Origin of the sequence: Alcaligenes sp. NLF5-7 (assembly GCF_024266725.1) — a bacterium.
GTDB classification, from domain to species: domain Bacteria; phylum Pseudomonadota; class Gammaproteobacteria; order Burkholderiales; family Burkholderiaceae_B; genus Alcaligenes; species Alcaligenes phenolicus.
Window position 1 is genome coordinate 3,851,441 of the sequence record NZ_CP100755.1, and the last position, 23,925, is coordinate 3,875,365.

General features: G+C 55.3%; 21 protein-coding genes. 3 read left to right on the plus strand and 18 right to left on the minus strand.

Translation table 11 applies throughout. From position 1 onward, the window contains the following. Positions 1 to 16: 16 nt before the first annotated feature. Genes MID00_RS17770 through MID00_RS17780 form a run of 3 tightly spaced genes read left to right on the plus strand, consistent with a single transcriptional unit; the run spans position 17 to position 5,423 of the window. On the plus strand, positions 17 to 1,924 hold the full coding sequence (locus MID00_RS17770) for a site-specific DNA-methyltransferase (protein WP_254500310.1): 1,908 nt from the start codon (positions 17 to 19) through the stop codon (positions 1,922 to 1,924). Then, on the plus strand, positions 1,924 to 2,433 hold the full coding sequence (locus MID00_RS17775) for a gamma-glutamylcyclotransferase family protein (RefSeq protein WP_254499226.1): 510 nt from the start codon (positions 1,924 to 1,926) through the stop codon (positions 2,431 to 2,433). Before MID00_RS17770 ends, MID00_RS17775 begins: the two co-directional genes overlap by 1 nt. After that, the gene (locus tag MID00_RS17780; RefSeq protein WP_254499227.1) at positions 2,430 to 5,423 is read left to right on the plus strand and encodes a type III restriction-modification system endonuclease; all 2,994 of its coding nucleotides are present in this window, start codon (positions 2,430 to 2,432) and stop codon (positions 5,421 to 5,423) included. Before MID00_RS17775 ends, MID00_RS17780 begins: the two co-directional genes overlap by 4 nt. Before the next feature lie 210 nt (positions 5,424 to 5,633). Here MID00_RS17780 and MID00_RS17785 read toward each other — a convergent pair whose 3' ends face one another. From MID00_RS17785 to MID00_RS17870, 18 genes are all read right to left on the minus strand, one after another. Continuing rightward, positions 5,634 to 7,262: a conjugal transfer protein TraG N-terminal domain-containing protein gene (locus MID00_RS17785; RefSeq protein WP_254499229.1), complete on the minus strand. Its 1,629-nt coding sequence runs from the start codon at positions 7,260 to 7,262 to the stop codon at positions 5,634 to 5,636. A 15-nt stretch (positions 7,263 to 7,277) separates the two neighbouring features. Further along, a complete protein-coding gene (locus MID00_RS17790; RefSeq protein WP_254499230.1) occupies positions 7,278 to 7,679 on the minus strand; it encodes a hypothetical protein in 402 nt (133 codons plus the stop codon). Further along, complete coding sequence (locus MID00_RS17795; protein ID WP_254499231.1) at positions 7,676 to 9,067, minus strand: integrating conjugative element protein; 1,392 nt, start codon at positions 9,065 to 9,067, stop codon at positions 7,676 to 7,678. Before MID00_RS17795 ends, MID00_RS17790 begins: the two co-directional genes overlap by 4 nt. 17 nt (positions 9,068 to 9,084) lie before the next feature. Further along, on the minus strand, positions 9,085 to 10,431 hold the full coding sequence (locus MID00_RS17800; protein WP_254499232.1) for a TraU family protein: 1,347 nt from the start codon (positions 10,429 to 10,431) through the stop codon (positions 9,085 to 9,087). A 9-nt stretch (positions 10,432 to 10,440) separates the two neighbouring features. Next, the gene (locus tag MID00_RS17805; protein WP_254499234.1) at positions 10,441 to 10,920 is read right to left on the minus strand and encodes a TIGR03757 family integrating conjugative element protein; all 480 of its coding nucleotides are present in this window, start codon (positions 10,918 to 10,920) and stop codon (positions 10,441 to 10,443) included. Then, positions 10,917 to 13,847: a conjugative transfer ATPase gene (locus tag MID00_RS17810; protein WP_254499235.1), complete on the minus strand. Its 2,931-nt coding sequence runs from the start codon at positions 13,845 to 13,847 to the stop codon at positions 10,917 to 10,919. Before MID00_RS17810 ends, MID00_RS17805 begins: the two co-directional genes overlap by 4 nt. Further along, positions 13,837 to 14,346, minus strand: a complete 510-nt coding sequence (locus MID00_RS17815; protein ID WP_088452920.1) for a TIGR03751 family conjugal transfer lipoprotein — start codon at positions 14,344 to 14,346, stop codon at positions 13,837 to 13,839. Before MID00_RS17815 ends, MID00_RS17810 begins: the two co-directional genes overlap by 11 nt. Beyond that, complete coding sequence (locus tag MID00_RS17820) at positions 14,333 to 15,913, minus strand: TIGR03752 family integrating conjugative element protein (protein WP_254499236.1); 1,581 nt, start codon at positions 15,911 to 15,913, stop codon at positions 14,333 to 14,335. The genes MID00_RS17815 and MID00_RS17820 overlap by 14 nt, the downstream gene beginning before the upstream one ends. A 15-nt stretch (positions 15,914 to 15,928) precedes the next feature. Beyond that, positions 15,929 to 16,816: a TIGR03749 family integrating conjugative element protein gene (locus MID00_RS17825; RefSeq protein ID WP_254499237.1), complete on the minus strand. Its 888-nt coding sequence runs from the start codon at positions 16,814 to 16,816 to the stop codon at positions 15,929 to 15,931. 284 nt (positions 16,817 to 17,100) lie between these two features. After that, the gene (locus MID00_RS17830) at positions 17,101 to 17,901 is read right to left on the minus strand and encodes a PFL_4703 family integrating conjugative element protein (RefSeq protein ID WP_254499238.1); all 801 of its coding nucleotides are present in this window, start codon (positions 17,899 to 17,901) and stop codon (positions 17,101 to 17,103) included. Beyond that, positions 17,898 to 18,437 carry a TIGR03750 family conjugal transfer protein gene (locus tag MID00_RS17835; protein WP_009454033.1) on the minus strand — a complete coding sequence of 180 codons (540 nt, stop codon included), beginning with the start codon at positions 18,435 to 18,437 and terminating at the stop codon, positions 17,898 to 17,900. The genes MID00_RS17830 and MID00_RS17835 overlap by 4 nt, the downstream gene beginning before the upstream one ends. Positions 18,438 to 18,452: 15 nt before the next feature. Beyond that, positions 18,453 to 18,863, minus strand: a complete 411-nt coding sequence (locus MID00_RS17840) for a DUF2976 domain-containing protein (protein WP_254499239.1) — start codon at positions 18,861 to 18,863, stop codon at positions 18,453 to 18,455. A gap of 45 nt (positions 18,864 to 18,908) precedes the next feature. After that, complete coding sequence (locus MID00_RS17845; RefSeq protein WP_021446579.1) at positions 18,909 to 19,160, minus strand: DUF3262 family protein; 252 nt, start codon at positions 19,158 to 19,160, stop codon at positions 18,909 to 18,911. Positions 19,161 to 19,182: 22 nt separating this feature from the next. After that, positions 19,183 to 19,446: an RAQPRD family integrative conjugative element protein gene (locus tag MID00_RS17850; protein WP_131071821.1), complete on the minus strand. Its 264-nt coding sequence runs from the start codon at positions 19,444 to 19,446 to the stop codon at positions 19,183 to 19,185. A 103-nt stretch (positions 19,447 to 19,549) separates the two neighbouring features. Then, complete coding sequence (locus MID00_RS17855) at positions 19,550 to 20,332, minus strand: TIGR03747 family integrating conjugative element membrane protein (protein WP_003799956.1); 783 nt, start codon at positions 20,330 to 20,332, stop codon at positions 19,550 to 19,552. After that, positions 20,329 to 22,593, minus strand: coding sequence for a type IV conjugative transfer system coupling protein TraD (traD, locus tag MID00_RS17860; protein WP_254499240.1), 2,265 nt, complete (start codon positions 22,591 to 22,593; stop codon positions 20,329 to 20,331). The genes MID00_RS17855 and traD overlap by 4 nt, the downstream gene beginning before the upstream one ends. After that, complete coding sequence (locus MID00_RS17865) at positions 22,583 to 23,134, minus strand: PFL_4695 family integrating conjugative element protein (RefSeq protein WP_045931319.1); 552 nt, start codon at positions 23,132 to 23,134, stop codon at positions 22,583 to 22,585. The genes traD and MID00_RS17865 overlap by 11 nt, the downstream gene beginning before the upstream one ends. Then, positions 23,124 to 23,915: a transglycosylase SLT domain-containing protein gene (locus MID00_RS17870; RefSeq protein ID WP_003799963.1), complete on the minus strand. Its 792-nt coding sequence runs from the start codon at positions 23,913 to 23,915 to the stop codon at positions 23,124 to 23,126. Before MID00_RS17870 ends, MID00_RS17865 begins: the two co-directional genes overlap by 11 nt. Between the last annotated feature and the right edge of the window lie 10 nt (positions 23,916 to 23,925).

A 23,925-nucleotide genomic window follows, 5' to 3' on the forward strand; every position in this document is an offset into this window, starting at 1 on the left:
AAGTCTCACCATGACCATGAAAAAAATCGACACCGCCAGCCCCGCCGCTCAGTCTGCCGACTTGGTGGCGGCAAATATCGAACAGCTCAAGGCGTTGTTCCCGGAATTGATTACTGAGGGCGCGAACGGCGTGGCCGTGAATGTGGACGTGCTCAAGGCGCTGGTGGGTGATGCCAGCGTGACCGACGCCGATGAGAAATACGGCCTCAACTGGCATGGCAAGCGCCGCGCCCGCCAACTAGCGCTCACGCCCAGCACCGGCACCTTGCGCCCCTGCCCGGAAGACAGCGTGGACTGGGAGACCACCCAGAACCTGATGATTGAGGGCGACAACCTCGAAGTGCTCAAGCTCCTGCAAAAAAGCTATGCCGGCAAGGTCAAACTGATTTACATCGACCCGCCGTACAACACTGGTAAGGACTTTGTGTACCCGGACAATTTTCAGGACAACATCAAGAACTATCTGGAATTGACTGGTCAAATCGAAGGTGGGCAGAAGATCAGCAGTAATACCGAGGCCAGCGGGCGGTTTCATACTGACTGGCTGAACATGATGTACCCCAGACTGAAGCTGGCCCGAAATCTTTTGAAGGACAACGGGTTCATTTTCATCAGCATTGATGACGGCGAGGTGGAAAATCTACGTAGAGCGTGCGATGAAATTTTTGGAGAGGAGAACTTCGTTGCGCAGCTCGTGTGGAAGTCTCGGGTGAGTGAAGACACACGAGCGAAAACGGGCGTTTCTACCGATCATGAGTACATCGTTTGCTACTCACGGGGCGATCAAGTGGCTCTTCGTGGATCTGAAAAGGATATAGATAAGTTTTCGAATCTAGACAATGATCCTAGGGGGCCGTGGCGAAGTGCTGACCTTACCGGGCTGGCCACGAAAGAGTCTCGGCCTAACCTTCATTACGATCTAATTGACCCCAAAACGGGCATCAATTACGGCTGCCCCCCAAAAGGGTGGCGCTACGAAAGATCGACAATGTCCCAGAAGATAGACGAAGGACGGATATTGTTCCCTTCGAATGGTGACGGGCGTCCCCGTCATAAACTGTTCTTGAATGAGATGCGAAGTCTTTACAAGAATATGAGTTCCGTAATCACGGAATTCAGCACGGCAGATGGAACGAGAGACGTTAATGGTCTTCTGGGTGCTGGAGTGTTTTCCTTCCCCAAACCAACCGGGCTGGTAGCTAGCATCATTGAGCAGGCAACGGAAGCGGAAGAAATCATCCTAGATTTTTTTGCAGGTTCAGGAACCTCTGGGCATGCAACGCTGCTTCGAAATGCTGCTGACTCAAGCAACAGACGATTCGTATTGGTGCAACTTCCGGAGCCATTGGACCCGACGACCGCAGATCAAAAGGTGGCTTCGGACTTCTGCGATGGGCTCGGAAAACCCCGCACCATCGCCGAGCTAACCAAAGAACGCCTTCGTCGGGCCGCCGCCAAGGTCAAAGCCGAAAACCCGATGTATGCTGGCGATACTGGCTTCCGTGTCTTCAAGCTCGACACCTCCAATATTCGCGCCTGGAACCCGAAACCGGACGATCTGGAAGCCACACTGTTCGACCATCAGGATCACCTCCTCGAAGGCCGTAGCGAGTCCGATGTGCTTTACGAGTTGCTGCTCAAGCTGGGGCTGGATCTGTGCGTGCCCATTGAACAACGCAATATTGAAGACCTGCACGTCCATGCCATCGGCGGCGGCGTGCTGCTGGCGTGCCTGGCCGAGACCATCACCTGCGAGCAGGTAGAGGCGCTCGCCCAGGGCATCATAGCTTGGCACAAGGAACTGGCCCCAGTCGGCGATACCACCTGCGTGTTCCGCGACAGTGCCTTTGCTGACGACGTGGCCAAGACCAACCTCGCTGCGATTTTGGAGCAGCACGGCATCCAGAATATAAGGAGTCTGTGATGCCAGAAAATTCCTTTCTGTATTTTGCTTATGGCTCGAACATGCTTTCCGGTCGTCTACGGGAGCGCTGCCCTTCTGCGAGGCCATTCGGTGTGGCTAAATTGCCGGATCATGAACTTCGCTGGCACAAGCGAAGCAAAGACAACTCGGGGAAATGCGATGTTGTCGCCTGCCAAGGCAAGCGCGTCATCGGTGTTCTTTATCGGATTGAAGATTCAGATAAGGCAGAACTTGACCGTGCAGAGGGGCTCGGACACGGATATGAAGAGATCGAGGCTCACGTTCTGCATGACGGCAATAAAGTTATTGCCAAGGCGTACCAAGCAACGGCGACAGATGAATCATTAACGCCTTATGGATGGTACAAAGCCTTGGTGATTGCCGGTGCGCAGGAAAACTGCTTGCCGCTGGACTATGTTGAGCAGCTCAAGCTCGTGATTTCGACAGATGATCCGGACCGTACCCGCCACGATAGAGAGTCCCGTTTGATCGAAGAGGTGAGCCAATGAAGCTGCATTTTGAGCCCAACCTTGATTACCAAATGCAGGCCATCGAGGCCGTGTGCGATCTTTTCCGTGGTCAGGAGATCTGCCGCACCGAGTTCACTGTGACCATGCCTGCGTTGAGTTTCGATAAACAAGATACAGGACACGGTATTGGCAACCGATTGACGCTGTTGGACGACGAACTGCTGAAGAACTTGAATGATGTGCAATTGCGTGGAGCTCTGCCGCCTTCCAGTTCGCTGACTTCCGGCGATTTTACGGTGGAAATGGAGACCGGCACTGGCAAGACCTATGTGTATTTGCGCACGATCTTCGAACTGAACAAACGCTACGGCTTTACCAAGTTCGTGATCGTAGTGCCGTCGGTGGCCATCAAGGAAGGCGTCTACAAGACCCTGCAAATCACCGAGGAGCACTTCAAAGGCTTGTATGCGGGCGCGCCCTTCGATTACTTTCTGTACGACTCGGGCAAGCCCGGGCCGGTGCGCAATTTCGCCACCAGCTCCAACATCCAAATCATGGTGGTGACGGTGGGTGCCATCAACAAGAAGGATGTGAATAATCTCTACAAAGAGAGCGAGAAGACCGGCGGCGAGAGGCCTATTGACCTGATCAAGGCGACTCGGCCGATCATCATCGTGGATGAGCCGCAAAGCGTGGATGGTGGTCTGGAGGGCCGTGGCAAGGAAGCATTGGATGCGATGACCCCGCTCTGCACGCTGCGCTACTCCGCTACCCATGTTGACAAGCATCACATGGTGTTCCGCCTGGATGCCGTGGATGCCTATGAGCGCAAACTGGTCAAGCAGATCGAGGTGGCGTCAGCCACGGTAGAAGATGCGCACAACAAACCCTTCGTGCGCCTGCTGAAGGTAGAAAACAAGCGAGGCCGCATCAGTGCCAAGGTCGAATTGGACGTGGCCACGGCCAGTGGCGTACAGCGGCAGGAAGTTCTGGGCGTGCAGGATAGCGATGATCTGGAGCAGTTCGCCAAGCGGCCGATCTACGCCGATTTCCGGGTGGGCGAGATCAATACGGCCAAAGGTGAAGAGTTCATGGAGCTGCGCTACCCCGGTGGCGAAGTGTTTTTGAAGCTGGGCGAGGCCCACGCTGATGTGGATGCGCTTGCCGTACAGCGCGAGATGATTCGCCGCACGATCAGGGAACACTTAGACAAGGAAATGCGCCTGCGGCCCATGGGGATCAAGGTGTTGAGCCTGTTCTTCATTGATGCGGTGGACAAGTACCGTCAATACGATGTGGACGGCCAGCCGGTCAAAGGTGTGTATGCGCAGATGTTCGAGGAGGAGTATCGTCGTGCCGCCAAGTTGCCAGCCTACCAGAGCTTGTTTGCCGAGATCGACCTGGCGTCAGCCGTCGAGGAGGTGCACAACGGCTATTTCTCAATCGACAAGAAGGGCGGCTGGACCGACACCGCCGAGAACAATGCGGGCAACCGTGAGAATGCCGAGCGCGCCTACAACCTGATCATGAAGGAGAAAGAGAAGCTGCTGTCCTTCGGTACGCCGCTGAAGTTCATCTTCTCCCATTCGGCACTCAAGGAGGGCTGGGACAACCCCAACGTGTTCCAGATTTGCACCTTGCGCGACATTCAGACCGAGCGCGAGCGTCGCCAGACTATTGGCCGCGGCCTGCGCCTGTGCGTCAACCAGGATGGCGAGCGGGTTCGCGGCTTTGAAGTCAACACCCTCACCGTGGTGGCCACGGAAAACTACGAACAGTTTGCCGAAAACCTGCAAAAGGAAATCGAGAAAGATACGGGCATCCGCTTCGGCATCGTGGAGCAGCACCAATTTGCCGCCATTGCCGTGACCGGCGCTGATGGGCATGCCGCACCGTTGGGCATCGAGCACTCAAAGGCACTGTGGGAGCACCTGAAAGCCGCTGGCCATATTGATGCCAAGGGCAAGGTACAGGATTCACTGAAAACGGCGCTAAAGAACGGCACCTTGGAACTGCCGCCTGAGTTTGATGTGCAGAAGGCTCAGATTGCTGAAGTGCTGCGTAAGGTGTCTGGCCGGCTCGATATCAAGAATGCCGATGAACGCAGGCAAGTGCCGCTGCGCAAGGGCAAGGATGGCAAGGCCGTTTATCTGAGCGACGAGTTCAAGGCACTGTGGGACCGCATCAAGCACCAAACAACGTACCGCGTGCAGTTCGACAACGCCAAGTTGGTGACGGATTGCATTGCAGCGTTGCAGAAGGCCCCGGTGATTGCCAAGGCACGGCTGCAATGGCGCAAGGCCGACATCTCTATCGGCAAGGCGGGTGTCGCCGCGACAGAGAAAGTGGGCGCGGCAACCGTGGTGCTGGACGAGGCGGATATCGAGTTACCGGATTTGCTGACCGACCTGCAGGATCGCACCCAGCTCACTCGACGCACCATCGTCAACATCCTGACGGGAAGCGGCCGCCTAGACGACTTCAAGCGCAATCCGCAGCAGTTCATCGAATTGACTGCCGAAACCATCAACCGCTGCAAGCGCTTGGCCCTGGTCGATGGCATCAAGTACCAGAAGCTGGGTGACCAGCATGTCTATGCGCAGGAACTGTTCGAGAAGGAAGAGCTCACCGGCTATCTCAAGAACATGCTGCTGGATACCCAGAAGTCGATCTATGAGCACGTGGTGTACGACTCGATTATTGAGCGTGACTTTGCCGATGGGCTGGAAAAGAACGACGCCATCAAACTCTACGCCAAGTTACCAGGCTGGTTTAAGGTGCCTACGCCGTTGGGCTCTTACAACCCCGACTGGGCCGTGTTGGTGGAAGAAGAAGACGGCACCCAGCACCTGTACTTCGTGGTGGAGACCAAAAGCAGCCTGTTTACCGACGACCTGCGCGACAAGGAAAGTGCCAAGATAGAATGTGGCAAGGCGCATTTCGCTGCGCTTGGGACTGGTGAGAATCCCACTCGCTATGTGGTTGCTCGTTCAGTAGGTGAGCTCTTGGCCGACGTCGTAAAAGAGTAGGTTTTCTCGCTGCCATGGCTAAGTGAGGTGGCTAGACAGTAGGCGCTTCAAGCTTCTTCCAACGGATTCTTGAAGCGCACATTTTCTAGCCCCTAAACTAAGAGAAGGGCACTTCACATGGGCGATTGAAGCTAAAAGTAGTCCATATTCGTGTAAGTTCACATAAACATTAAAATTTGTTTGGGTTTCTTGCATGAAAACAATGAGGTGTTACTTCTTCCCACCAAAGAATTTCCCTAACAATGGAAGTCGTCCTGAATTGGCTGCTCCGTTTCCTCCTTCACTTACCATTTTATCGATACCACCCGCCACTTTTAGCCCAGCCCACGCCATCATCGACGACCAAATGATCGGTAGCCCGACATACAGCGACAATAAAATCGTGTTCAGCACCATTCGTTTATAGCCTGCTGGAATCGCTCCTTTGCCGATCATCATGGCTTCTTGAACAAATATATTGCCCAGAGCGCCAGGGTACATGGCATTAATTAGGTGGCCGTCGATCCAGGTGGCGATGTACCACATCGATGCCCACATCTTGATAGTAAGAATGGCCATGGCACCTAAGAACAATACCCGGAGACTGAAACCGCTTACCAAAGTGGCCAAGGGTAGAAAAGCGTAGATACCCATGAGAACCAATGCCTGGATCATCGGTAACGAGGTCACCAATGGCATCCATGCCATGCTGGCCATGAAAGCTGCGCCTCCTACACCGAGCGTGCTCCCAGCGCCCGTTATCGTTCGACCCGCGATTGTGGCAGCATCATAAGGGGTGCCCATCATTTGATCGAAATCGACAAAGACTGGATTGGCTGCGGTTGACGCCAGACGAGCCACTTCATCTTTTTGTTTGTCGAACGACGTAAAGGTGAGAACGTTCGCTGCTCTGGATGCGAACGCTCGCACCCCAGGGCTTCCATCGATCAGCTTTTCTCGTAGCCGATCCTCCCACCATTGCTTGCAGGTTGGGCGTCCAAACTCTGGGTTTACAGCGCCGGTGACTTGTGGATCCACGTCGCTCGATGGGTCGTAGTACTCCGTATCGCGGGAGTAATCGATCGCAAAACCAGTTACTGGAGCACGACTGCGCATGGAGGCGTAATACCCAGGCTCAGTTCTGAAAAACTGGCTGCCCATCCAATCCACATCAGTTGGCCCATAGTCGGTATTGGATTCTGCCAAGATCGAGGCACCTGATGCACTGATTCTGCTGCGATCGCTGCGCAGATACTGACTGCGTGCCGGGATAAAGCATTCGCTATAAAACCGTTGCACATCACCGAGCAACGCGGGGTCTTCGATTGTGGCATTCTTGGCCATATCCTCCAGAACCCGCATATCAGAGCCGGAGTTATTCATGCCATTGCGAAAGGCATTGTTGATCCCAGAGCTGATGGACATGATGGAATACCACCATAGGGGCACGTTACTCAGCCCGCTGGCCTGGCTCATGCTTCCATCAATAGCGTCGCGTAGTGCCGTATCGTAGGTGCTGTCACTGGCTCCAGGCGTTGCCTCTACAGGGTTAGGGTTATCAATCGAAGGAGGAGGCACGTACGACAAGCGCGCATACGTTAGGCTTGTGATGGGCGAAGTGAAAAAGCAGACCGACATCACAAACAACATGACGATGAGCTGCGTTTGTACGCTTTTGATGACCCCCATAACGCCGATGTCTTGCATTCCCCGCTGGCCAGCTTCGCGCCAGGCATTGAGGATTACCACAAGAAAGGGGATGACGACCAAGCCGGTGCCGGTCACGATCTCGCCAAAAATATTGGCAAAAGCCCACCCGTAGAAAGTGGTAAAGAGTTCGAGGTAACTGTCTAGTTGCATGGCTTATTCCCCCACCTAAGCCGTCATGAGCGCTGTTGCCAAGCGCCAGATACGGTCGAGGCCAATCGGGATCAAGATTAAGTACAGTGTGATAAATGCGGCCACCTTGCGGCGGCTGGCCAGCACGGCGTCATATTCGAATTCTTGAACAATGTGTCTGGCTTGAAGCCAGCGAACGACGGCTGGCCAGCGCCCGATCATGAGTAGTGTTGCCACACATTGAGCGATAGCACCGATATCTCGCACTGACGACGTTCCCTCAAGAAGGGTCAGGAGTTTATGTTCCTGGCCGATAAATGACTGTGCTAGTGCGCCGAGCAGCCCAATGAGCAGCAGAAATCCGGCCATACCGATGGCGACCCATACCAAGGCTCGCCACAGCCAGCTGCGTTTATTGGTGAGAGAGCCTTGGGTCATAGTCCAGGCACCCGTCCACCCACTGCTGGGGCAGGATCAACAGGGTTGCCGCCCGGTACGTTCAGTGATTGAGTGTCAATGGCGGACTGGGTGTTGATGATTGACAAGGCCGTCTGGGACGTCAGATCCTTACGGATCCGAGCCTCATACATCAAGTCGTCAATGTAGCCACTTAAGCGATCGACCGAGGCCTGGGTGTTTTGGATGGCATCTCCTGCGGCCGTCACCTCCGGTAATGTCAGGCCGGTCATCAACACGCTACGCGCCACCAACGCTTTATTGATCACCCGGTGCATCGCCATTTCCTGAGCAATGCGGTTCACAGCGATGCTGCGGGTGTCAGGCGGCATAGCCCGTAATGAGTCAAGCAACTGGGGAGACACGGCAAAGCCAGGAGCTGAGATTTCTGCGAGATCGGCATACGTGGCCGAGTTCGATGGGTTGGCCATTGCTTCTAGCTTGGGCTGGACGAAATCGACTTCAGCTTCATATTTGGGGCCCAGGCCGCTGGAGGTCACGACCGTGGTTGGGGCGGGGCAGTGATGTTGCCCGCAGGTATAGACCTTCTGATCCCCCAGGACTTCGGTTGTCCATTGGGCAAGTTCTGCCGGCGATTTAAACGCACGAACCAGGCGAGAGTTTTTCTCGGCAGGTGAATTACTGTAGTCCGTGGTTTCCGGTGCGGTGATTGGTTTGTTGAGGGTAGCGTTATAGCCCGCCACAGAGAGATCTCGCACCGGCTCAATGGGTCGGCCTCCTACACCCCCGGCATTCTGGCCAAAAACCCATGGCACTCCAGCTTTGTTTGCCTCTTCATTTTTCTCAATGTCGATTTTCGCCTGGTAAATATCACCTTGCGCAGAGGCCTTGATCTTCCAGCCTTCGCCTTTGGCCATCTTGATCCAATCTTCATAGGGGTTCTGGCCCGCTTTAACCATTGCCTCCATCTCTTCGCAGGATTTAAGGCTGGCACCAAGCAGGAGATCCACTTTCTGCGAATAGTTTTGGAAAATCTGATACAGGCCTGGCTGTGCGCGTTGCAAGACGTATAAGGGGAGAGCGGCGATACCAGATTGAATTGCCCCAGTCACCGTCTGGCCCAGGTTGTTGAGGTTATTCATGATATTGGCCCAAGATAGGCCTATATCAAATTTGCCACATGAATAATTCAGCCTGGCATTTGCGCCAAAGCCTAGATTGTGTGCGACCTGGCCGCGATAATTGGCAGAGCCGCCGGGCGACCCGCCTCCCATTCGGTAATACAGCGAGGAGCCGCGTACGGGCTGTGCGTAGGCGTCGTCCATGACGCTCATCGAAATCAACGCAAGAGCCAGCAGCATGGCGGCTGGTTTCAAGCGCAGTGAGAAGGGGCGTTGTGGTTGTTGCATAGATAGTCGTCCTTCGCTTAAGGAATGCTGTACAGAAACTCACCACGGATGCGGCAGCAGTCGTAGTGGTTCCACATGTTCCACATGTAGCCGTCGGCACCGTCTGTCTTGTAATCGCCAAAGCTGGCTAGGCTCAGAGAGTCATCAGCACCAAAGGTCATGCAGGACCGCTGAGCGCTCGGGTAGATCATTTGCCAGGTAGTAGGCTTGGAGGTAGGGAAGTACTTGTAGCCACTACCGGGTTGCAGACGCTTGTAAATGTGGGGCTGTGCCGATTGCGAGATGATGCTTCCGACACGCGTGGCCAGAACGGCGGAGGCCTTTACAGGGTGTGACTGCACAAGCTCGCCATTGCGTGGGTAGATAGGGCCCCAGGTGGTGGAAAGTGGCGAGGTGCTTACTTCTCCTGTACCAAGCACCCATGATTGGGGGTAGAGCATCTCTAGCGGCCAAAACCCTCGCCAGCTCATCGCGTCCATGTCTGACTGAAAATGCAGATTGAACACCGACGCTGAGCCGGGGCAGAACATCTCAGATAGCCCACCGGAGGCACCCAGATTTTGAGCGAGTTGCACCATGTCCCGGATTGGCCCCAAATCGGCCCCCACCATATCGACGCCGGACAAGCCAATGGCTTGGGTGCTGACGCTTCCACCAAAGACATTGCTCAAATTTCCAATCGATGAGCTCAGCTCGCCAAGTTTTGCCGGAAATGCAGAGACGGAGGAAATGATGTCTGCTGGTGCATTGGTCATGGCACGGGCTGCTTCAATAAACTCGTTGCCCAGTTGCTGAGGAACTTGCCTCCAAGACTGCGCGATACGAGGCAGTTCTGTGCGAGTAAAAGCCAACAATTCGCTATAGCCCGGAAACTGGAATGAACTGCCAAAGCTAGGGATGTAGCCGCTGGCGATGCTGGCAATCAAGCCTGCGGGGTTGCCAATGGCGTCCGCACTTTTATAGGTAGTCACCTCTGTGCCCTCGCGCTGTGTTCCTGCTGATGCGTCGATCGGGGCGCCGACTACGGCTGATCCCACTGAAGATATAGCTGTCGCCAATGGCTTACCCACCTCAGCCCAAGGGTGAGCCAGAGGATCGTTGTAGGTGCTGATCACGACATCGGGCACGTAATGTGCAACCCGAACCGACGTCCGGATGAAGCAGCCAATGAGCGGGATGCAAACCAGCCAGACGCAAATGCCTTTGACCTGATAGGATGTGCAGCTGGGTAGTGCTGCGACCGTATTGGTGACGACGCCCGCCGTGGTTGTGGCAGCTGTTGCTGGAACAGGCCGCAGCGCGGTGGCCAGCACCAGCAAACTAATCGCCAGCATGTGCCTAAAGCGCAAAGTAGTGATTGACATGAGCGCCCCTTAATTTTGGCTGTCACGCCAGGCCATTAGCGCCTGGTCAACGTCGACATAGCCAAAGACTACATAGCGCTGGTTGATGACCACCGCTGGTAATCGGTCAATCTGATAACGCTGTGCGCGTGCCAGGCCGTTAACGGCACTCGCGACCATGGGTTGGATCATTTGTCGTAAGCGGGCTTCATTGTTGGCAACCCATAGACGTGCTTCTGCTTCGTCTTGTGGCATACCTTCATTCATCTGAGCTTCGAGATTACTCATCGCATCCAAGCGATAGATGGAAAGAGCATAGTGAGGAGACGTAGTCGGGGTGATTGGCATGGCGGTATTGGCAAACACCTCTACGGTCATGACGCCTGCATACAGATCCTGGCCAAACTGTTGCGCAAACGATGGGGTGACAACGGCAGAAAGTGCAGGCAGCAATACCATGCGAGCTGCAAGACGAGAGGCGGCGATGAAAAATGAGCGTGTCTTAGTCATGAGCGACTCCGCGCCAGCTCTTGTGCCACCATTTGAGCAGCCCCCATTTCGTTGATCCCATGCTTTTCCATCAGGCGACGTCGGTGTGCTTTCTCATGGCCCTCAGTCATGGCTAACGCAATGGGAAGAGCAGGAGGAACGTTGCGAAAGAGCATCTGGCCGGTCGCAGATATCAGAACCCCTTCCGTGTATTTCGGGGGCTCCTTTTGGGCGGATTCCATCATGGCTCGCTGTTCGTTAGTGAGCGACCGAAACCGCACCACTTCTTCGATCTCCGCTTTGTCCATGGTCAGCAGCATCCAGTACTCACACATCGAGAGCACGCGCTCCATGGAGTCGGGGAAGTCTTTGAGGTTTTGTGTGGCAAGCCAGAACCAGGTATTGAATTTGCGCCACATTTTGGTGCCCTTGGCTATCTTGGGGCCAAGCAGCTCATTGGTTGTGATCAAGTGGCCCTCGTCAGTGAGAAAGACCATCGGGCGACCAGAGTGTTGGTTCAGCTCGGCACGGGACTGTACTGAGTCGATGAGGCTTGTGTACGCAACTGCTAAGGCATCTTCATAGCCGTCTTGAGTGAGCGTACCCATTTCGACCAGAGTGACGTCTGCATCTGGCCAATCCTGTCCCTCTCGATTGAATAATTTGCCTCGCAGCGCCTGGGTGAAGGTCATCATGGACTGACCCATTTCTTCGGCGCGTGCACGCCGCGCCGGTGACATGGTCTGGTCCTTATTCATGTGCATCAGCTGCAGGGCCACATCTTGTGTCAACGGGTGCTTGGCTCCCCGTTCTTTGCAACTGATCGCGGCCATGATGATGGCGCGTGATACCAAGTACCGGTCGGCTCGACTCATCTGTGCGACTTCGTCCGCTTCACCGCCTGTGATCATCAGGATCGCGGCAATCAGCATCTCGCCCAGCAAGTCCCTTTTATCCAGTTCGTCGTCCTGCTCGTCGTCTTCTTGTCTGGCCTGGAACGTTTCATGAAAGGACACGCTGTCAGAGGACGGCTCGTCATCGTCTCCGAGCAGGGCATTGAGCAGCTCGTCGTCGGGCAGGCCTGCGTTGCTTCGTGCCTGCTGCTCAGCCGCCACGAAGCTCTCCATCACCTCGCTATCGTCTAGCAGTTGGTACGCATGGACGAACGGTGGCAATGACACTTTTGCACTACTGTTAAGTTCTACTTTGTAGGTCGATAACCCTCTGTCTTTAAAAAAATCAACCAAAAGGCCGAAGGAGTTCCCTGCATCGACAATCACCAGTCGTGGCCGATGAATGGCCATCGTCATCATGGCGATGTAGTTCAAGGTTGCCGATTTACCGGCTCCTGTCGGCCCCAGCACCAACATATGTGCGTTCTTTTTACGATCGCGTTTGTTGAGCGGATCCACAAACAAGGGTTCGCCGCCGCGATTCCAGAACCACATGCCAGGGTGGGGTGTGCCACGGGCACGGCCATACAGTGGTAAGAGGCGCGCAATATGAGAGGCGAATGTCAGACGGGATCGACGAAGTACCTGGTTATCGAAAGCGGGGTCATAGTTAAACGGCAGCGCCCGCATGAATGTGTCCAGCGGGACCAGGTCATGCTGATTACTGATGAACTTCAGGCCCGATGGGATCAACAGCGCATTAATTGTGTTGATGTTGCTATCGAGTTCATCCGTGCTGGTGGCGGTCGCGTACAGGGTCACCATCATTGGAAATAGGTGGTTGCCCCGAACTATCTCATTCAAAACGTTGGAGCACTCCCGGTAGGTTTCAATGGCCTGCGCCGTCTTAGCGCGTGATGCATCCCGGATCCGCTCAATTTGTGACTCGACGATGTGCTGCGGCGCGATGGTAATGGACACTGAAAGCATCGAACCGGGAGGAAGCCGATCAAAACGTGCAAATCGTTCTTTGCCATTGGCTAGTTCGGCCGTGAAGTGTCCGATTTCTGGCTGTTTGCGCATATTTTGCAAAGTCAGCGCTTTGACCGGTACGCCATCAAACTCAAATAACCCCTGTTCCAGGTCCGAACGAGGCTCATTGATGCTCAATAGCTCTGACAAGTCCCATCCAAAAATGGGCGTATCCTCGTCGTTGGTCAACGGGGTGTCGCCGGGGTAGGGTAATTCACGCATCATTTGCGTGCCTGGCGCCCAAGGCAGATCACGGTTAAAAAACGGCAGTAGCCACTCATAGAGGTCTTTGCCGGTACAGCGGCGAACGGCCACACCGGCCTCGGAAAACGTGGCCATGATGGTGTTGGCCACCGACTCGATTTGCTGCACCGGCGTTTGTGGATCATCGGCTGCGCCGCCAAATCGACGATACAGGCAACAACGAACACGGCGGATTTGCCCGCGCCAGACTTGACCAGTGACAAGCGTATCGGTGAATAGGCCATTGGGTTGCGAGACATTCGACAGGTGCGAGCGCACCTCATCCAATACTGCCTGGGTAAACGGCGAGTTCAGGATCTCCTGGCCCAGGCCATCGTCCTTATGTTGCTCCAGGATATAGTCGGTAAAGGTGTCATTAAGATGATCCAGGTTACGGTCATCATTGACAAAAAACTGTGCGATCCACGGTGCGCCGTTGACCGATGGCATGGCTTGCAAGGCCTCCTGAATCTTCTGGGCGTGCTCATTCAGAATTTCGATAGGCATGGCCTCGGTCGCAATCGGAGAGAGCTCAAACAGTGCACCGAGCGTATTGCCATCACGCAACACGAAAATGCGTTCATCAGGGGCATAGCTGATATAGGGCAGCATGTCGGTAAACGAAGGTGGCCGCAGGGCCATACGTCGACGGTCTGCGACGGTCTGGCCAGGAGACGATGCCTTTGCAGTGACTTGAGGAGATCGAGGCGTGCGTTTGCTGCCTGGTTGCGCTGCACGTTGACGCGTGAATCCGAACAAGCTGGCCACATTAGCGATCATCTGCGCCTCCCTTTTTCTTGGCGCTGGATTTAGCTTCAAAGTAGTCACCTCGCCACTGCAGCAAATCTTGGGTGACTTCACCAGGTAGCGCATACTGCGTCTGGTCGTACATCGGGAAGACAGTTACGTAACCTGGAACCGGATACTGGCCCTTGGCTAGGTGGGGGAACACCACCATTACCAGGTCAGGGTTGGGCAAACGAGCAAAGCGTTGATTCATGGGTTCAATGGCTGACCAATATCGCTGTGTCAACTCATCGCCCGCATTGATCGGTCTGGCTTGCGTGCGCTCGCGCATCCGCTCCTGGGGGGTAATACGCGACTGACGAGTCGCTTCGTTTCGATAATCAGTACCTCGGTAGACGTCCAGCACCGTTGGCGAGTCCTTGGTGACCTCATTGAGCGGGGATTCGCGATCCATCATGACGGTGCAACCGCTGAACATGGCGGTGGTGATTAGAGCCAGCGCCAGGCGTTGGGCAGTGTTATTCCAGACCATAATGTGCTCCACGAGAAAGCTGCTGCGTCCCTTGCTGGCGGTACACCAGCTTGCGGGCGTTGGGCATCTTGTCAATTTGCAGTTCTTTATCTAGGTGAATGACTATTTGCTTGCCAGCCGGGGTTACAACGGCGTCGAAACTATTCTTGAGGCGGGAGGTCATCCAGGCGACGATCTCATTGGTTGCGCCAGAGGCCGCTTGCCCCATGGCGTAGCCACTGCGTGAGCCGGTGATTTGAGAGGTGGTATTGCCCGTGCCCAGGTTGTTGGAGACGGTGCGCTGGGCATCGGAGTAAGCTTGTGCGGCGACATCCAGCCCCTTGAGCATGGCCAGGTCAGCCAAATAGGCCGGGGCATTGGTGACGAATTTGCCGGGAATGCAGGGGTTGCCGTGAACGTCGGAGATGTAGCCCAGGTCTTGGGTGCTGCCGCCACCATTGACGTTGGCATTACCGCCGCCTTTGGAGCGCTCAGAGATGGTGCGAACCGTGCCGTCATTAAAGACAAAGGTGACCGAGCGCACTTTTCCTTCTGAGCATGACAGCGCCATATCGCCAATTGCCACACCCGTCACGATCATGCCTTCAATGTCGGCAGGTAACTCAAAGCCATTGGCCGCCAGGTTGTCTCGTCCGACGATCGCCTTAAATTGCATTGGATCAGTCACACGTCCATCAATCGGCACCCGACCGATGAGGCTGGTCATAGAAACAGCGCCAACCAGTGTTGAGTTCTCGGGCACTGTGAAGTACGGAATCGGTTCAGGCTTGGCGGCTTGTGGTGCTGACCGGGTCTGTGCCACGTTTGATGATGTTAGAGAGCCAATTGAACTATTCGTATAGGCTTGGTTACCACTGGTACGGATATAGCGCGTTATGGCTGGACCATCATTGCCATTGCGGCCACGTTCGGACTCCGTTATCGCGCTGTACCCCATGGGAGGCAATACACGGTACGGGCCGGATGAGGCAACAGTTGCCGTGGTCGCTTGTGTTCCCATGGGCGTTGATTGATGAGGCCGCAGCGGAGTCGTTCTAGCTTGGGCCGCTCGATTGGCAGCTTCTGTTTCAGAACGGGCAGGCGACATGCCCATTTGAAAGGCGCGTGAAAATGTATCAACCGCCTCGGAGCCGCGCTGCAATGTCAGGTTGACTGCGCTTTTGGCACCAGTCTCGTCGCCGCTCGGATCGATCGAGTCCGTACGGGGTCCGTCCAGATTGAGCGTGTCACGCTGCTCTTGTTCGATGCGACGTGAAACCGTCGCATTAGCACCGCCCATGCGCTTATTCTCAGCGATGAGTTGATTGTTCATTTCAATCACGCGTGCCACATCACGCCGCAATTGTTCATTGCTGGCGGTGACGGTGCGCAAGGTTTCAGCGGCGTTGTCATTGTCCGCTCCTTGCGCTGTGGGCAGTGTGGCACTTTCAGGTGTCGGAATGGAGGTCAGTACCGGGTCTTGAGAGGATCCTGAACCTGAAAACTGCTTGTATATCACTACGCTCACGATCAGGACGGCGACACCACCGAGGATGGGGATCAGTTTGTTGCTAGACGTGCTGCTCATACTGTTGTTCCTTTATTAGCGGCAGGCTTCAAATCGGCGCTGGCACACCAAATAAATGGCGGTGGTATCCGTCTCGGAACCGGCTGAACCAATCCGCCCATGCTGCGCGGTTGCTGCAATCCATTGCCCGCGCACTTGCTCCAGGGGAATTTCCAAGGGGTGGTGTGATCGGTTCTTGATGAGGACGGCTGTCACATAGAGCTGGCCAGAACGCCACTGACCAACGGGGGTTGATACAACATTGACGCCGCGTATTAGGTTGGCAATTGGCTCGGACGTGACTTCGACCTGCTGTACACCTGAGAGTGGCGCGGCCAGCCGCTTGGGGGCATACAGCTGGCGTGCGGCGTAGCGAGTAAGCTGAACCATGTCTGTGGGGGCTGATTCCGCCATTTGCTGGCTCAATGTGTGTTCATTGGCCATGCTGGTCGCTTGAGCAGCCGCTTGGGAGGCGGGGCCATCACCGTCAATTCTTCCTGCACCAGGTGATGAGGAGGCCACGACAAAAACCTGCAGTTCACTACGAGCACTGGCTGTCGTGCTGTCGGCAAGCAGATCGAAGGGAATTTGCTGCCCGGAATCAATGAGTTCGGCAATGATTCGCACGGGTGTGAACTGCTGCAGCGCCGTGATGTACATCGTGCGATCAATGACTTCGATTCGTGCAATCTTGGACATATCCGAGGGCACATGCAGGGCGGCAGGCGCCGGCAAAGTGATCATGCGTTCAATACCCACGGGAAGCGGGGCGCGCACAGGAGCACGATCAAACACGGCCCGCTCGACTCCATGTGGCTTGTTCTGCGGTGGCTTGCGGATGGTTTTGCCTGTTTCGTCTTGGTTTTCCGCTGCCTGCTGAATCGCAGCATCCACGGCACTGAGCGGCATTGACTGGCCACTCATCCCATTGCTGCCAGAGTACTGATACTCAGTGTTCGATGATGGGGTGCCGAGATCGGGGATCTCTCCCAGGTCGGGCGGATTATTCCCAAGTGCAGTTGTAGTGGGGGCCACATTGGCAGGTGGGTTTGTGCTGCCAGGATCTGGAGCAATGAGATCAGCTGGCACGCTCTCCAAGTTTGGTCCCAAGTCTCGCACTTGCGCCTGTGCGTACTGGGCCAGTCCTAAAAGAGCGCAGGCCAGAGCTGTTTTGCGAATGCTAAGAATGGCTTTCATGGATGACAATCTCACTCGCTTTGTGGTTGGACGGGACGCACCTGGATAGGCGTCGGAGCGGGGTCGGTCACGTTGGTGGCCGGGTCGCTGACGGTGCCTGGCAGCGTCGCAGGGATGATCTCTGATTCAGAAGGCAGGTCAGGGCTCTGATTGTTCTTTTGAACGGCGGCGACTTCGTCAGGGTTCAAGCGGGCTGGGCGGTTGTTGCCATAACAATCAATGGCCAGCTTCCACGGGTTTTTCTCGGGGTCGACGTCATATTTCACGACACGCATCGGATACCGGATGTAGATGTCTTTGATTTGCTGGCCACGAAATGTCTCTTGCAATTGCATGTCGAGCAGTACTGTCCAGGTGTTGGTGCCTTGCGAAATGACTCGTCTGGGTGAAAACCCAAACCCTGGAATCTCGGTCATGATGCGTGTGCGTGATCGCAACTCACCGGCTCTATCTCTTGTGTTCATGTCGTTCTCTAGCTGAGCGCGACAAGACGGGGTGATGTAGGCCTGGTAGTAGTAGATTTGCTTGCCGTAGTCCTTGTACCCGTCGGCTTGCCAGCGGTTGACCTGCTGCCAGATGTAGTAGGCAAAGCCATACACATTGACGTCAGGGACCGGCGACTGACCGTCGGTTACGGTGACAACGTCCCCACCTTGAATGTTGGGGTGCAGGTTGACGTCGATTCGATGCGGTGTGCGGGCAGCAAAGTACATACCCACAGCCCCAAGTGCGGCGACAACTAAAACAAGTGCGCCCAGTCTTTTATTTGTCGCCTGAACAGTGGCCAGGGCGTTTAAATATTTTGAACTCATACGTTGTTGCTCGCTTTATCCGCTATCGGTGTCACACCTTGAGCAGCGCAAGAAGAGGGGATGGCCGTTTCGCCCGTAGAAACAACGTTCTGACGGGACGGTTTAGGGTTGAATGATGTGGACAAGCTAAAGGGCAAGGTCCGGCCCAAGCTCCAATAACCGTTGTGGCGGATGAATTTGGCTTTCACCCACCCACGAGAGGCCATCCAGTGGTGCATAGCCTGGTTGTAATAGCCGTCAGGACGGTTGCGCTTAAGTCCAGCCAGGTATTTAGAGGCAAACCACAAAATGACTAATGGTCCAAATAGCATGATGGCCAGAAGTGTTTGCCAGAAGCCGGTTATGGCCAGCAGTACTAAGCCCAGCAGCAGACACACCACGACGGAGATCAGACCGATGATTTGTGCTTCATCGACCGTCATACCGTTCAGAATGGCTGGTTGAACATTCACGCGATCGGTTATCGGCGTAGCGATGCCCTGGGTAACTTGCTCATCTAGCTGTTCAAGGTGTGGGGCAGAGGGCTTGCGAGCCATATCGACTTTTCCCCTTTACCCGAGCGTGGCGATGGCATACGTGGCCAGTGCGACAAGCGCAATGGCAAGCACACCGCCAGTGATTACGTATTCTTTCAGGTCAGCAATATCAGCCTGGCCACGTGTGTATTGGGTCCACTTTGTGATTGCGCCCATCACGACTTTCAGGAAAAAGTAGCCAACAAAGATCATGGCCAGAATCGTGATGCCCTGTTTCCAGTAAGCACCCATCGCTCCAAGCCAATCGCCGTCAGCAACTTGAGCCCCGTCAATGCCAGATCCCGGTGTGGGCATCGTGGGCAAAGCTGCCATGGCAGGTGACGAAAGTAACGCTACAGCAGGGATCAAAGCGGCTTGCGCGAAGTGACGCTTGGCTTTTTGCCACCCCGCTCGGGGTGCCGCCAACAGAGCGTTCAGTGTGGTCATAGCTAAACTCCGTATGGTTTGATGTGTTAAGAAGTCCTGTGAGCGTCAAACCAACACCCACAGGATTAAGGACAACAGCACAACTAATTTGACGCAGGCCCAGACCACCTCTTCTTGCTTGAGTTGGTTCTCCCGGTAGTTCTCTAGAGCGGCCATTACCAACCACGCAAAGAACAGAGCCACAGCTGCTACCGTTATGACCGTCAGCACGATCTTCATGGCGTTTGGGTCAACACCCGAGCCCGCTGCAAACGCCTCTCTCATGCTCGAACCCATCTGCGCATTGTTCATGCCCATAAGGAGATCTCCTGAAGCTGCGTCATTGGCGGTAGTCGCCTCGCAGTGGCTCGACCGGACGCGGCTGCATAGGGGCATTAAGGTGTTGTTGAATTCCCCGACGCATCACGTCCAGGTCATTGATCAACCACTCATATCGAAAATTGACTCGTTGAGATGGAGGCGCATCACGAGAGGCCGCGGCCACCATCTGCTGCACGACGGCCAGCTCGTTTTCAATCCGTGCCAGACTTTCGCGCTCACTATCGGCATCTCCAGCCTGAACGGTGGCGCACGCGACGAGCATGAGCGCGGCTACCCAGGCGCGATGAGTCTTACGTTCTGAGAGGCCAGATTGCTGTGGTTTCATTTCTGTCGTTTCTCCAATGTCGTGATGTGAGCGAGAGGCGCTACATATACTTTTTGAGGGAAGCCACTGTGGTGCTGAGCGTTGCAGCGACCAACGCGGTGAAAATCAGAACCATGTAAGCGGGGTTGAAGCCGCCGAAAGGCCAGGTCAAATACAGACCGAAACCTCCAGTCAGTGCCCAGGCGGTGTATCGCTTAGCGTGGTGATAAACGAAGGAGGATTCTCGGCCGCCGCTCCACCGGCGCAAGTCACGCCGTACCAGGCCATCGACCGCACCCACTAGGCACGCAAGAACGAAGGCTGGCAGCGCATAAAGGGCAATCGAAAGTCGAAGCGCTACATCCATGGCGACGTACATGGAAAGCACGAGTACCGTGCTGATAAATTGGCTGGCATCAGCGCCAATCGTTTTCAGCCTGGAGGAGAGGCTGTTGCCGTTTGCCTTTATTTCTTGTGCACGACGAAGGGCCTGTTGACGCTGCATGGCGGGGTCATGGCTATTGGCATACCATTGCAAGATTCCGAACTTCTCGTAAGGCCATGAGATGTAGCCGAGCATCTTGTTTGAGAAGGCCACTGTATTGGGAATAATCAGGCTCTTCGGGGCAGCCTCGATATAGCTCAGGTCCTGCTCCACGATAGAGCGAGCATGGCCTGTGCCTTGGTCCTTCCAAATCGTATGAATGCCGGCCAGTTCTATGAACAATCCCAGCACACACGCTGAGACAGAGACCATAAGCAAACCCATGACCATCTCAAATGTCATCAAAATGGGGCCGCGAGTGGTGGGCTTAACAGGGCGGCTGGTCGAGTTGGTACTCATCCGTGCCCCCTTGTGATCAGGCCCATCGTGTCAGTGTTTATCGCGCTGTTGCTTTGAGTGTCGTCATCGGGGTCAGGATTCTGCACCGCTAGATCAGTGGCGATCATGCCCGTGCCATCGGCGATTGGCTGGCTATTGAGCCAGTTTTCAGTGAACCAGTCGGTTTCACTGGCCCATTGCTCGGAAGTCCGGTAGCGGGCCTTCATTTGCGCGGCGACGTTTTGCAAAGACTGCGGTACAAATTCGTCGTTTCTTGCATCAGCCAACGGGATTCGGATCTTGAAGCGTCGATTGCCTTCAAGTAGCGCAAAGGCTTGGCCTTGCGGTAGTTCCAGCACATCGGCTGGTTCAATCATAGGGACCTTGGTTTTGGTCCAGATATCATCGTTGCGACTGATGAAATCGACGCCGGTGCCTTGGGCGGCGGTGTCTGTGACGCCTGACATTGGCGTGAGATGGACCACCTCGACTTCGGGAACCTGGTCCGTCAGCAGCTTGGCCGTAGTGACACTACGCACGCGCAGCATGACCAGGTGGTTAAAGTTGTCCAGGATCTGGCCCGCTTTGGCCTTATCTCCGACTTTTGCCTCAATATCAAATGCTGACTGTGTGTACGCGGTGATCCGAAAGCCCGAGCCCCCCAGCTTGTTCACCATGGGCACAAATTCAGGGCCTGCAATCTCATTGACCTCGTCAAAGTGCGCACAAATGGTCGGCAACACGATTTTTCCGTCTGGGGCATGAGGGTCCAGTCCGGTCTTGTAGAGTTTGCCGCCCACGCTGACCAAGTCGGCCAGCATGGAATTACCGACCGCAGAGCTGACCACGGAATCAGAGAGGGCATCTAAGCCTACGTAGACCACGCCTCCCTGCCGGATGACGCTCATCCAGTCGAAGATGGGACGCTTATCGGTTTGGTCGTAATAGTCAGGTGAGATCAGTTTGCCTACTGCGCCGGTGGTCAACTTCTCCAGGAATGGCCCCAAGGACGCGATGATCTTTTCGTAGAAACTACGCTCATAGCTAAAGGCGGCTGCCAGTCCTGCGAGGACCGTATCGTTGATCTTGGCCTCTTTGATGAGCAAAAACATTGCTACAAATTCGGGCTGTCGATCGGCCAAGGCTCTTGGCACCGGCGGCGCGGTTTTGCGATCCTGCAGCGCGAGCTCAAGGCTGGCCAGTCTTACTTCCCAGTCGATCAGACGGCCTTGGCGGGCTTGTTGGCCAAACACCATGCGGGCATAGTCCATGAACAGACCATCAATGCCGGTCACATCTTTGAGCAAGGCTTCATAGGTCGGGACACGACCCAGCGCAACTTGGGCCTGAGCCACAATATTGGTAAAACGCCAGGAGAACTCTTTAAAAGCGGCGGAGTTTCCGCTGCTGGGCAAGGCGTTGGTGGCACGAGTGGCGACTTCGGTGATACGGGAGAAGTTGCCGATGCCGTTGTACCTGGCTGAGATCTCGGGGTAGCCAAGATGGAACATGTAGAACTGGTCCAGGCGGCCTGCACGAGCGCATTCGGCATACATACGCAGCATCAGATCGGCATCCCCCTTGGGATCGATCACGATAGTGACGTGCCCAGCATGAATGTCCTGGGTGGCAAATAACTCCAGCAGCCTGGTCTTGCCCACGCGCGTGGTGCCCATGACCAGCATGTGTCCATTGCGAGAAGACTGGCGAATCTTGACGGGGGCTTCGTCCATGCTGCCCACGCCATGCACGATGGGTGAGCCACCTAAGTCTGGATGAGGCTGCAATGGGTTGAGCCAATGATCAATGCCCGCAATTCCTGCAATGGCTCGCACAATGGGTTTGACGGGGCCTTTGCCTTGCGCTTGTTCGATGGCTTTTGAACCCAGGCTGCGTAGAGCCAGCTCTTTGCCCGATGGACGCACAAAACGCTTGGCCTGCGGTTGCAAGGCCTCACGTTTACGTTGTGTGTGCGCTTGCGACCACTCGAACCCTTCGCCCAGGTAAAACTCGCCCGGTGCCACGGGGATTTTGGCGGGAGCAATTTTCGTGACTTTGTAGTATTTCAGGTGATGGTGATAACGCTTGATCCGCATCGCCTGCTTAAAGCGGACCCCGCCAAAGTAGCCCGATCCTGCTGCTGCAACGTAGCCCAAAGAAGGGGGCATCATCAGCGCCCAAGGCGCCAGGGCAGCCGTGGCCGTGACGGACCAGGCCGTTGCCGCACTCCAAATTTCGACAGGTGGACGCAGTAACGCTTCCAAGACGGCGTTATTTTTCATGCGCTTCACCTCGTTCAAAACCTTCTGAGAAGATGATCTGTCGCGCTTGACCGTCCAAGCCAATCAGCACGGGATAGACAGTCACATGCGCTGCGGCAAGACGGCTCTGTAACCAGTGGCCGGGATCAGGGACGATTGGCAATGCGTTGGCTTGTCGCTGGATGTCTTTAAAGCGTTTTTCACTGGCTGCGGATACCACAATGACAGTGGCCTGCAGAGAAAGCAGGCGTTCCAAATGGAGCTTGAGCCATTCTTCTGAGCCTTTGTCGTCACCCACAATGGCTAATGTTTGGGTCATCCATTTTGGGTTAAATACTGGAACAGCCGATGGCTTAAGCACGCCAGGTTGTAGCAAGTTCGACGTCAGCGGAAACTGGATGCCGGCACCAACACCAGGTTGGTCTGCACCTGAAATTAAGGCCGAATAATAGGAAACAGCCGGAACCGAATCGTCCAGGACGACCGGTGCAGTCTGAGCGTTGACCGAGCTGGAGATCAGTGTGGTCGCTGCAAAGAAGGCGAGGGCGAGATTACGGTGCATATCGCCTCCAACCGGTTGAAGTGGCCAGTTCCGACGCATCTAAGCCCAGGTTGGCTAATTTGTTGAAAACGCCACGGCTATAGCGATTGCCGCGGCTGATTCGTTCTTGCGTATTTCTGGAGCCCGTGTGATAGAGAGCGACCGCCAAACGCCAGGAACTGTTGCGGTCAAAGTGTTCACGCAGAATTTGTGCACCTACATCGAGATTGGGGTAAGGGTCCAGAGCACGTTCAAAGCTTTGGAGCTTGTCGTTGTGGTAGCCCCAGTTCACCTGCATCGCACCGCAATCCACATTGCGGATACCTCTGACATCCACATACTTGCGCAAGGCCTTGAGGGTGGCCTCATAGGAGCCATAGCGCTTGGCAGCACCTCTGACGCACAGAGTCCAAGGGTAGGGCAGCGTCTGCCGACCAAATTTCATTTGCGACTCTTGCAGTGCCACGCCGTAAAGCAGCCACGGATCTATGTTCCAGCGCTGTCCCGCCCAGTCATAAGCGCGGGGTGGCAACAAGGATGCCGTCACGATCGGTGCACCAGGACGGGTGCGTGTGCGAGGCATCTGACGAACATAGCCGTGGGGGATAGTCGTCTGCTCCTGGGGTGTGATCTTGGGCTCAATGCGCACAGCCGTATCTGACCAATATGGCCACCATTGCGGGTCCAGGCCTTCAGGCTGCGTCAACTCCGATTGCGCAGGTGCAGCCATTGCCCACGAGCGCGTCATGACGCCACTGGCCGTCAGTGCGGTGAGGGCGCCAAGAAACTGTCGGCGGTGCATGGAGGTCCCC

Coding starts and splice junctions, on each gene's coding strand:
- MID00_RS17770 (WP_254500310.1), top strand. CDS start 17: ATGAAAAAAATCGACACCGCCAGCCCCGCCGCTCAGTCTGCCGACTTG.
- MID00_RS17775 (WP_254499226.1), top strand. CDS start 1,924: ATGCCAGAAAATTCCTTTCTGTATTTTGCTTATGGCTCGAACATGCTT.
- MID00_RS17780 (WP_254499227.1), top strand. CDS start 2,430: ATGAAGCTGCATTTTGAGCCCAACCTTGATTACCAAATGCAGGCCATC.
- MID00_RS17785 (WP_254499229.1), bottom strand. CDS start 7,262: ATGCAACTAGACAGTTACCTCGAACTCTTTACCACTTTCTACGGGTGG.
- MID00_RS17790 (WP_254499230.1), bottom strand. CDS start 7,679: ATGACCCAAGGCTCTCTCACCAATAAACGCAGCTGGCTGTGGCGAGCC.
- MID00_RS17795 (WP_254499231.1), bottom strand. CDS start 9,067: ATGCAACAACCACAACGCCCCTTCTCACTGCGCTTGAAACCAGCCGCC.
- MID00_RS17800 (WP_254499232.1), bottom strand. CDS start 10,431: ATGTCAATCACTACTTTGCGCTTTAGGCACATGCTGGCGATTAGTTTG.
- MID00_RS17805 (WP_254499234.1), bottom strand. CDS start 10,920: ATGACTAAGACACGCTCATTTTTCATCGCCGCCTCTCGTCTTGCAGCT.
- MID00_RS17810 (WP_254499235.1), bottom strand. CDS start 13,847: ATGATCGCTAATGTGGCCAGCTTGTTCGGATTCACGCGTCAACGTGCA.
- MID00_RS17815 (WP_088452920.1), bottom strand. CDS start 14,346: ATGGTCTGGAATAACACTGCCCAACGCCTGGCGCTGGCTCTAATCACC.
- MID00_RS17820 (WP_254499236.1), bottom strand. CDS start 15,913: ATGAGCAGCACGTCTAGCAACAAACTGATCCCCATCCTCGGTGGTGTC.
- MID00_RS17825 (WP_254499237.1), bottom strand. CDS start 16,816: ATGAGTGGCCAGTCAATGCCGCTCAGTGCCGTGGATGCTGCGATTCAG.
- MID00_RS17830 (WP_254499238.1), bottom strand. CDS start 17,901: ATGAGTTCAAAATATTTAAACGCCCTGGCCACTGTTCAGGCGACAAAT.
- MID00_RS17835 (WP_009454033.1), bottom strand. CDS start 18,437: ATGGCTCGCAAGCCCTCTGCCCCACACCTTGAACAGCTAGATGAGCAA.
- MID00_RS17840 (WP_254499239.1), bottom strand. CDS start 18,863: ATGACCACACTGAACGCTCTGTTGGCGGCACCCCGAGCGGGGTGGCAA.
- MID00_RS17845 (WP_021446579.1), bottom strand. CDS start 19,160: ATGGGCATGAACAATGCGCAGATGGGTTCGAGCATGAGAGAGGCGTTT.
- MID00_RS17850 (WP_131071821.1), bottom strand. CDS start 19,446: ATGCTCGTCGCGTGCGCCACCGTTCAGGCTGGAGATGCCGATAGTGAG.
- MID00_RS17855 (WP_003799956.1), bottom strand. CDS start 20,332: ATGAGTACCAACTCGACCAGCCGCCCTGTTAAGCCCACCACTCGCGGC.
- traD (WP_254499240.1), bottom strand. CDS start 22,593: ATGAAAAATAACGCCGTCTTGGAAGCGTTACTGCGTCCACCTGTCGAA.
- MID00_RS17865 (WP_045931319.1), bottom strand. CDS start 23,134: ATGCACCGTAATCTCGCCCTCGCCTTCTTTGCAGCGACCACACTGATC.
- MID00_RS17870 (WP_003799963.1), bottom strand. CDS start 23,915: ATGCACCGCCGACAGTTTCTTGGCGCCCTCACCGCACTGACGGCCAGT.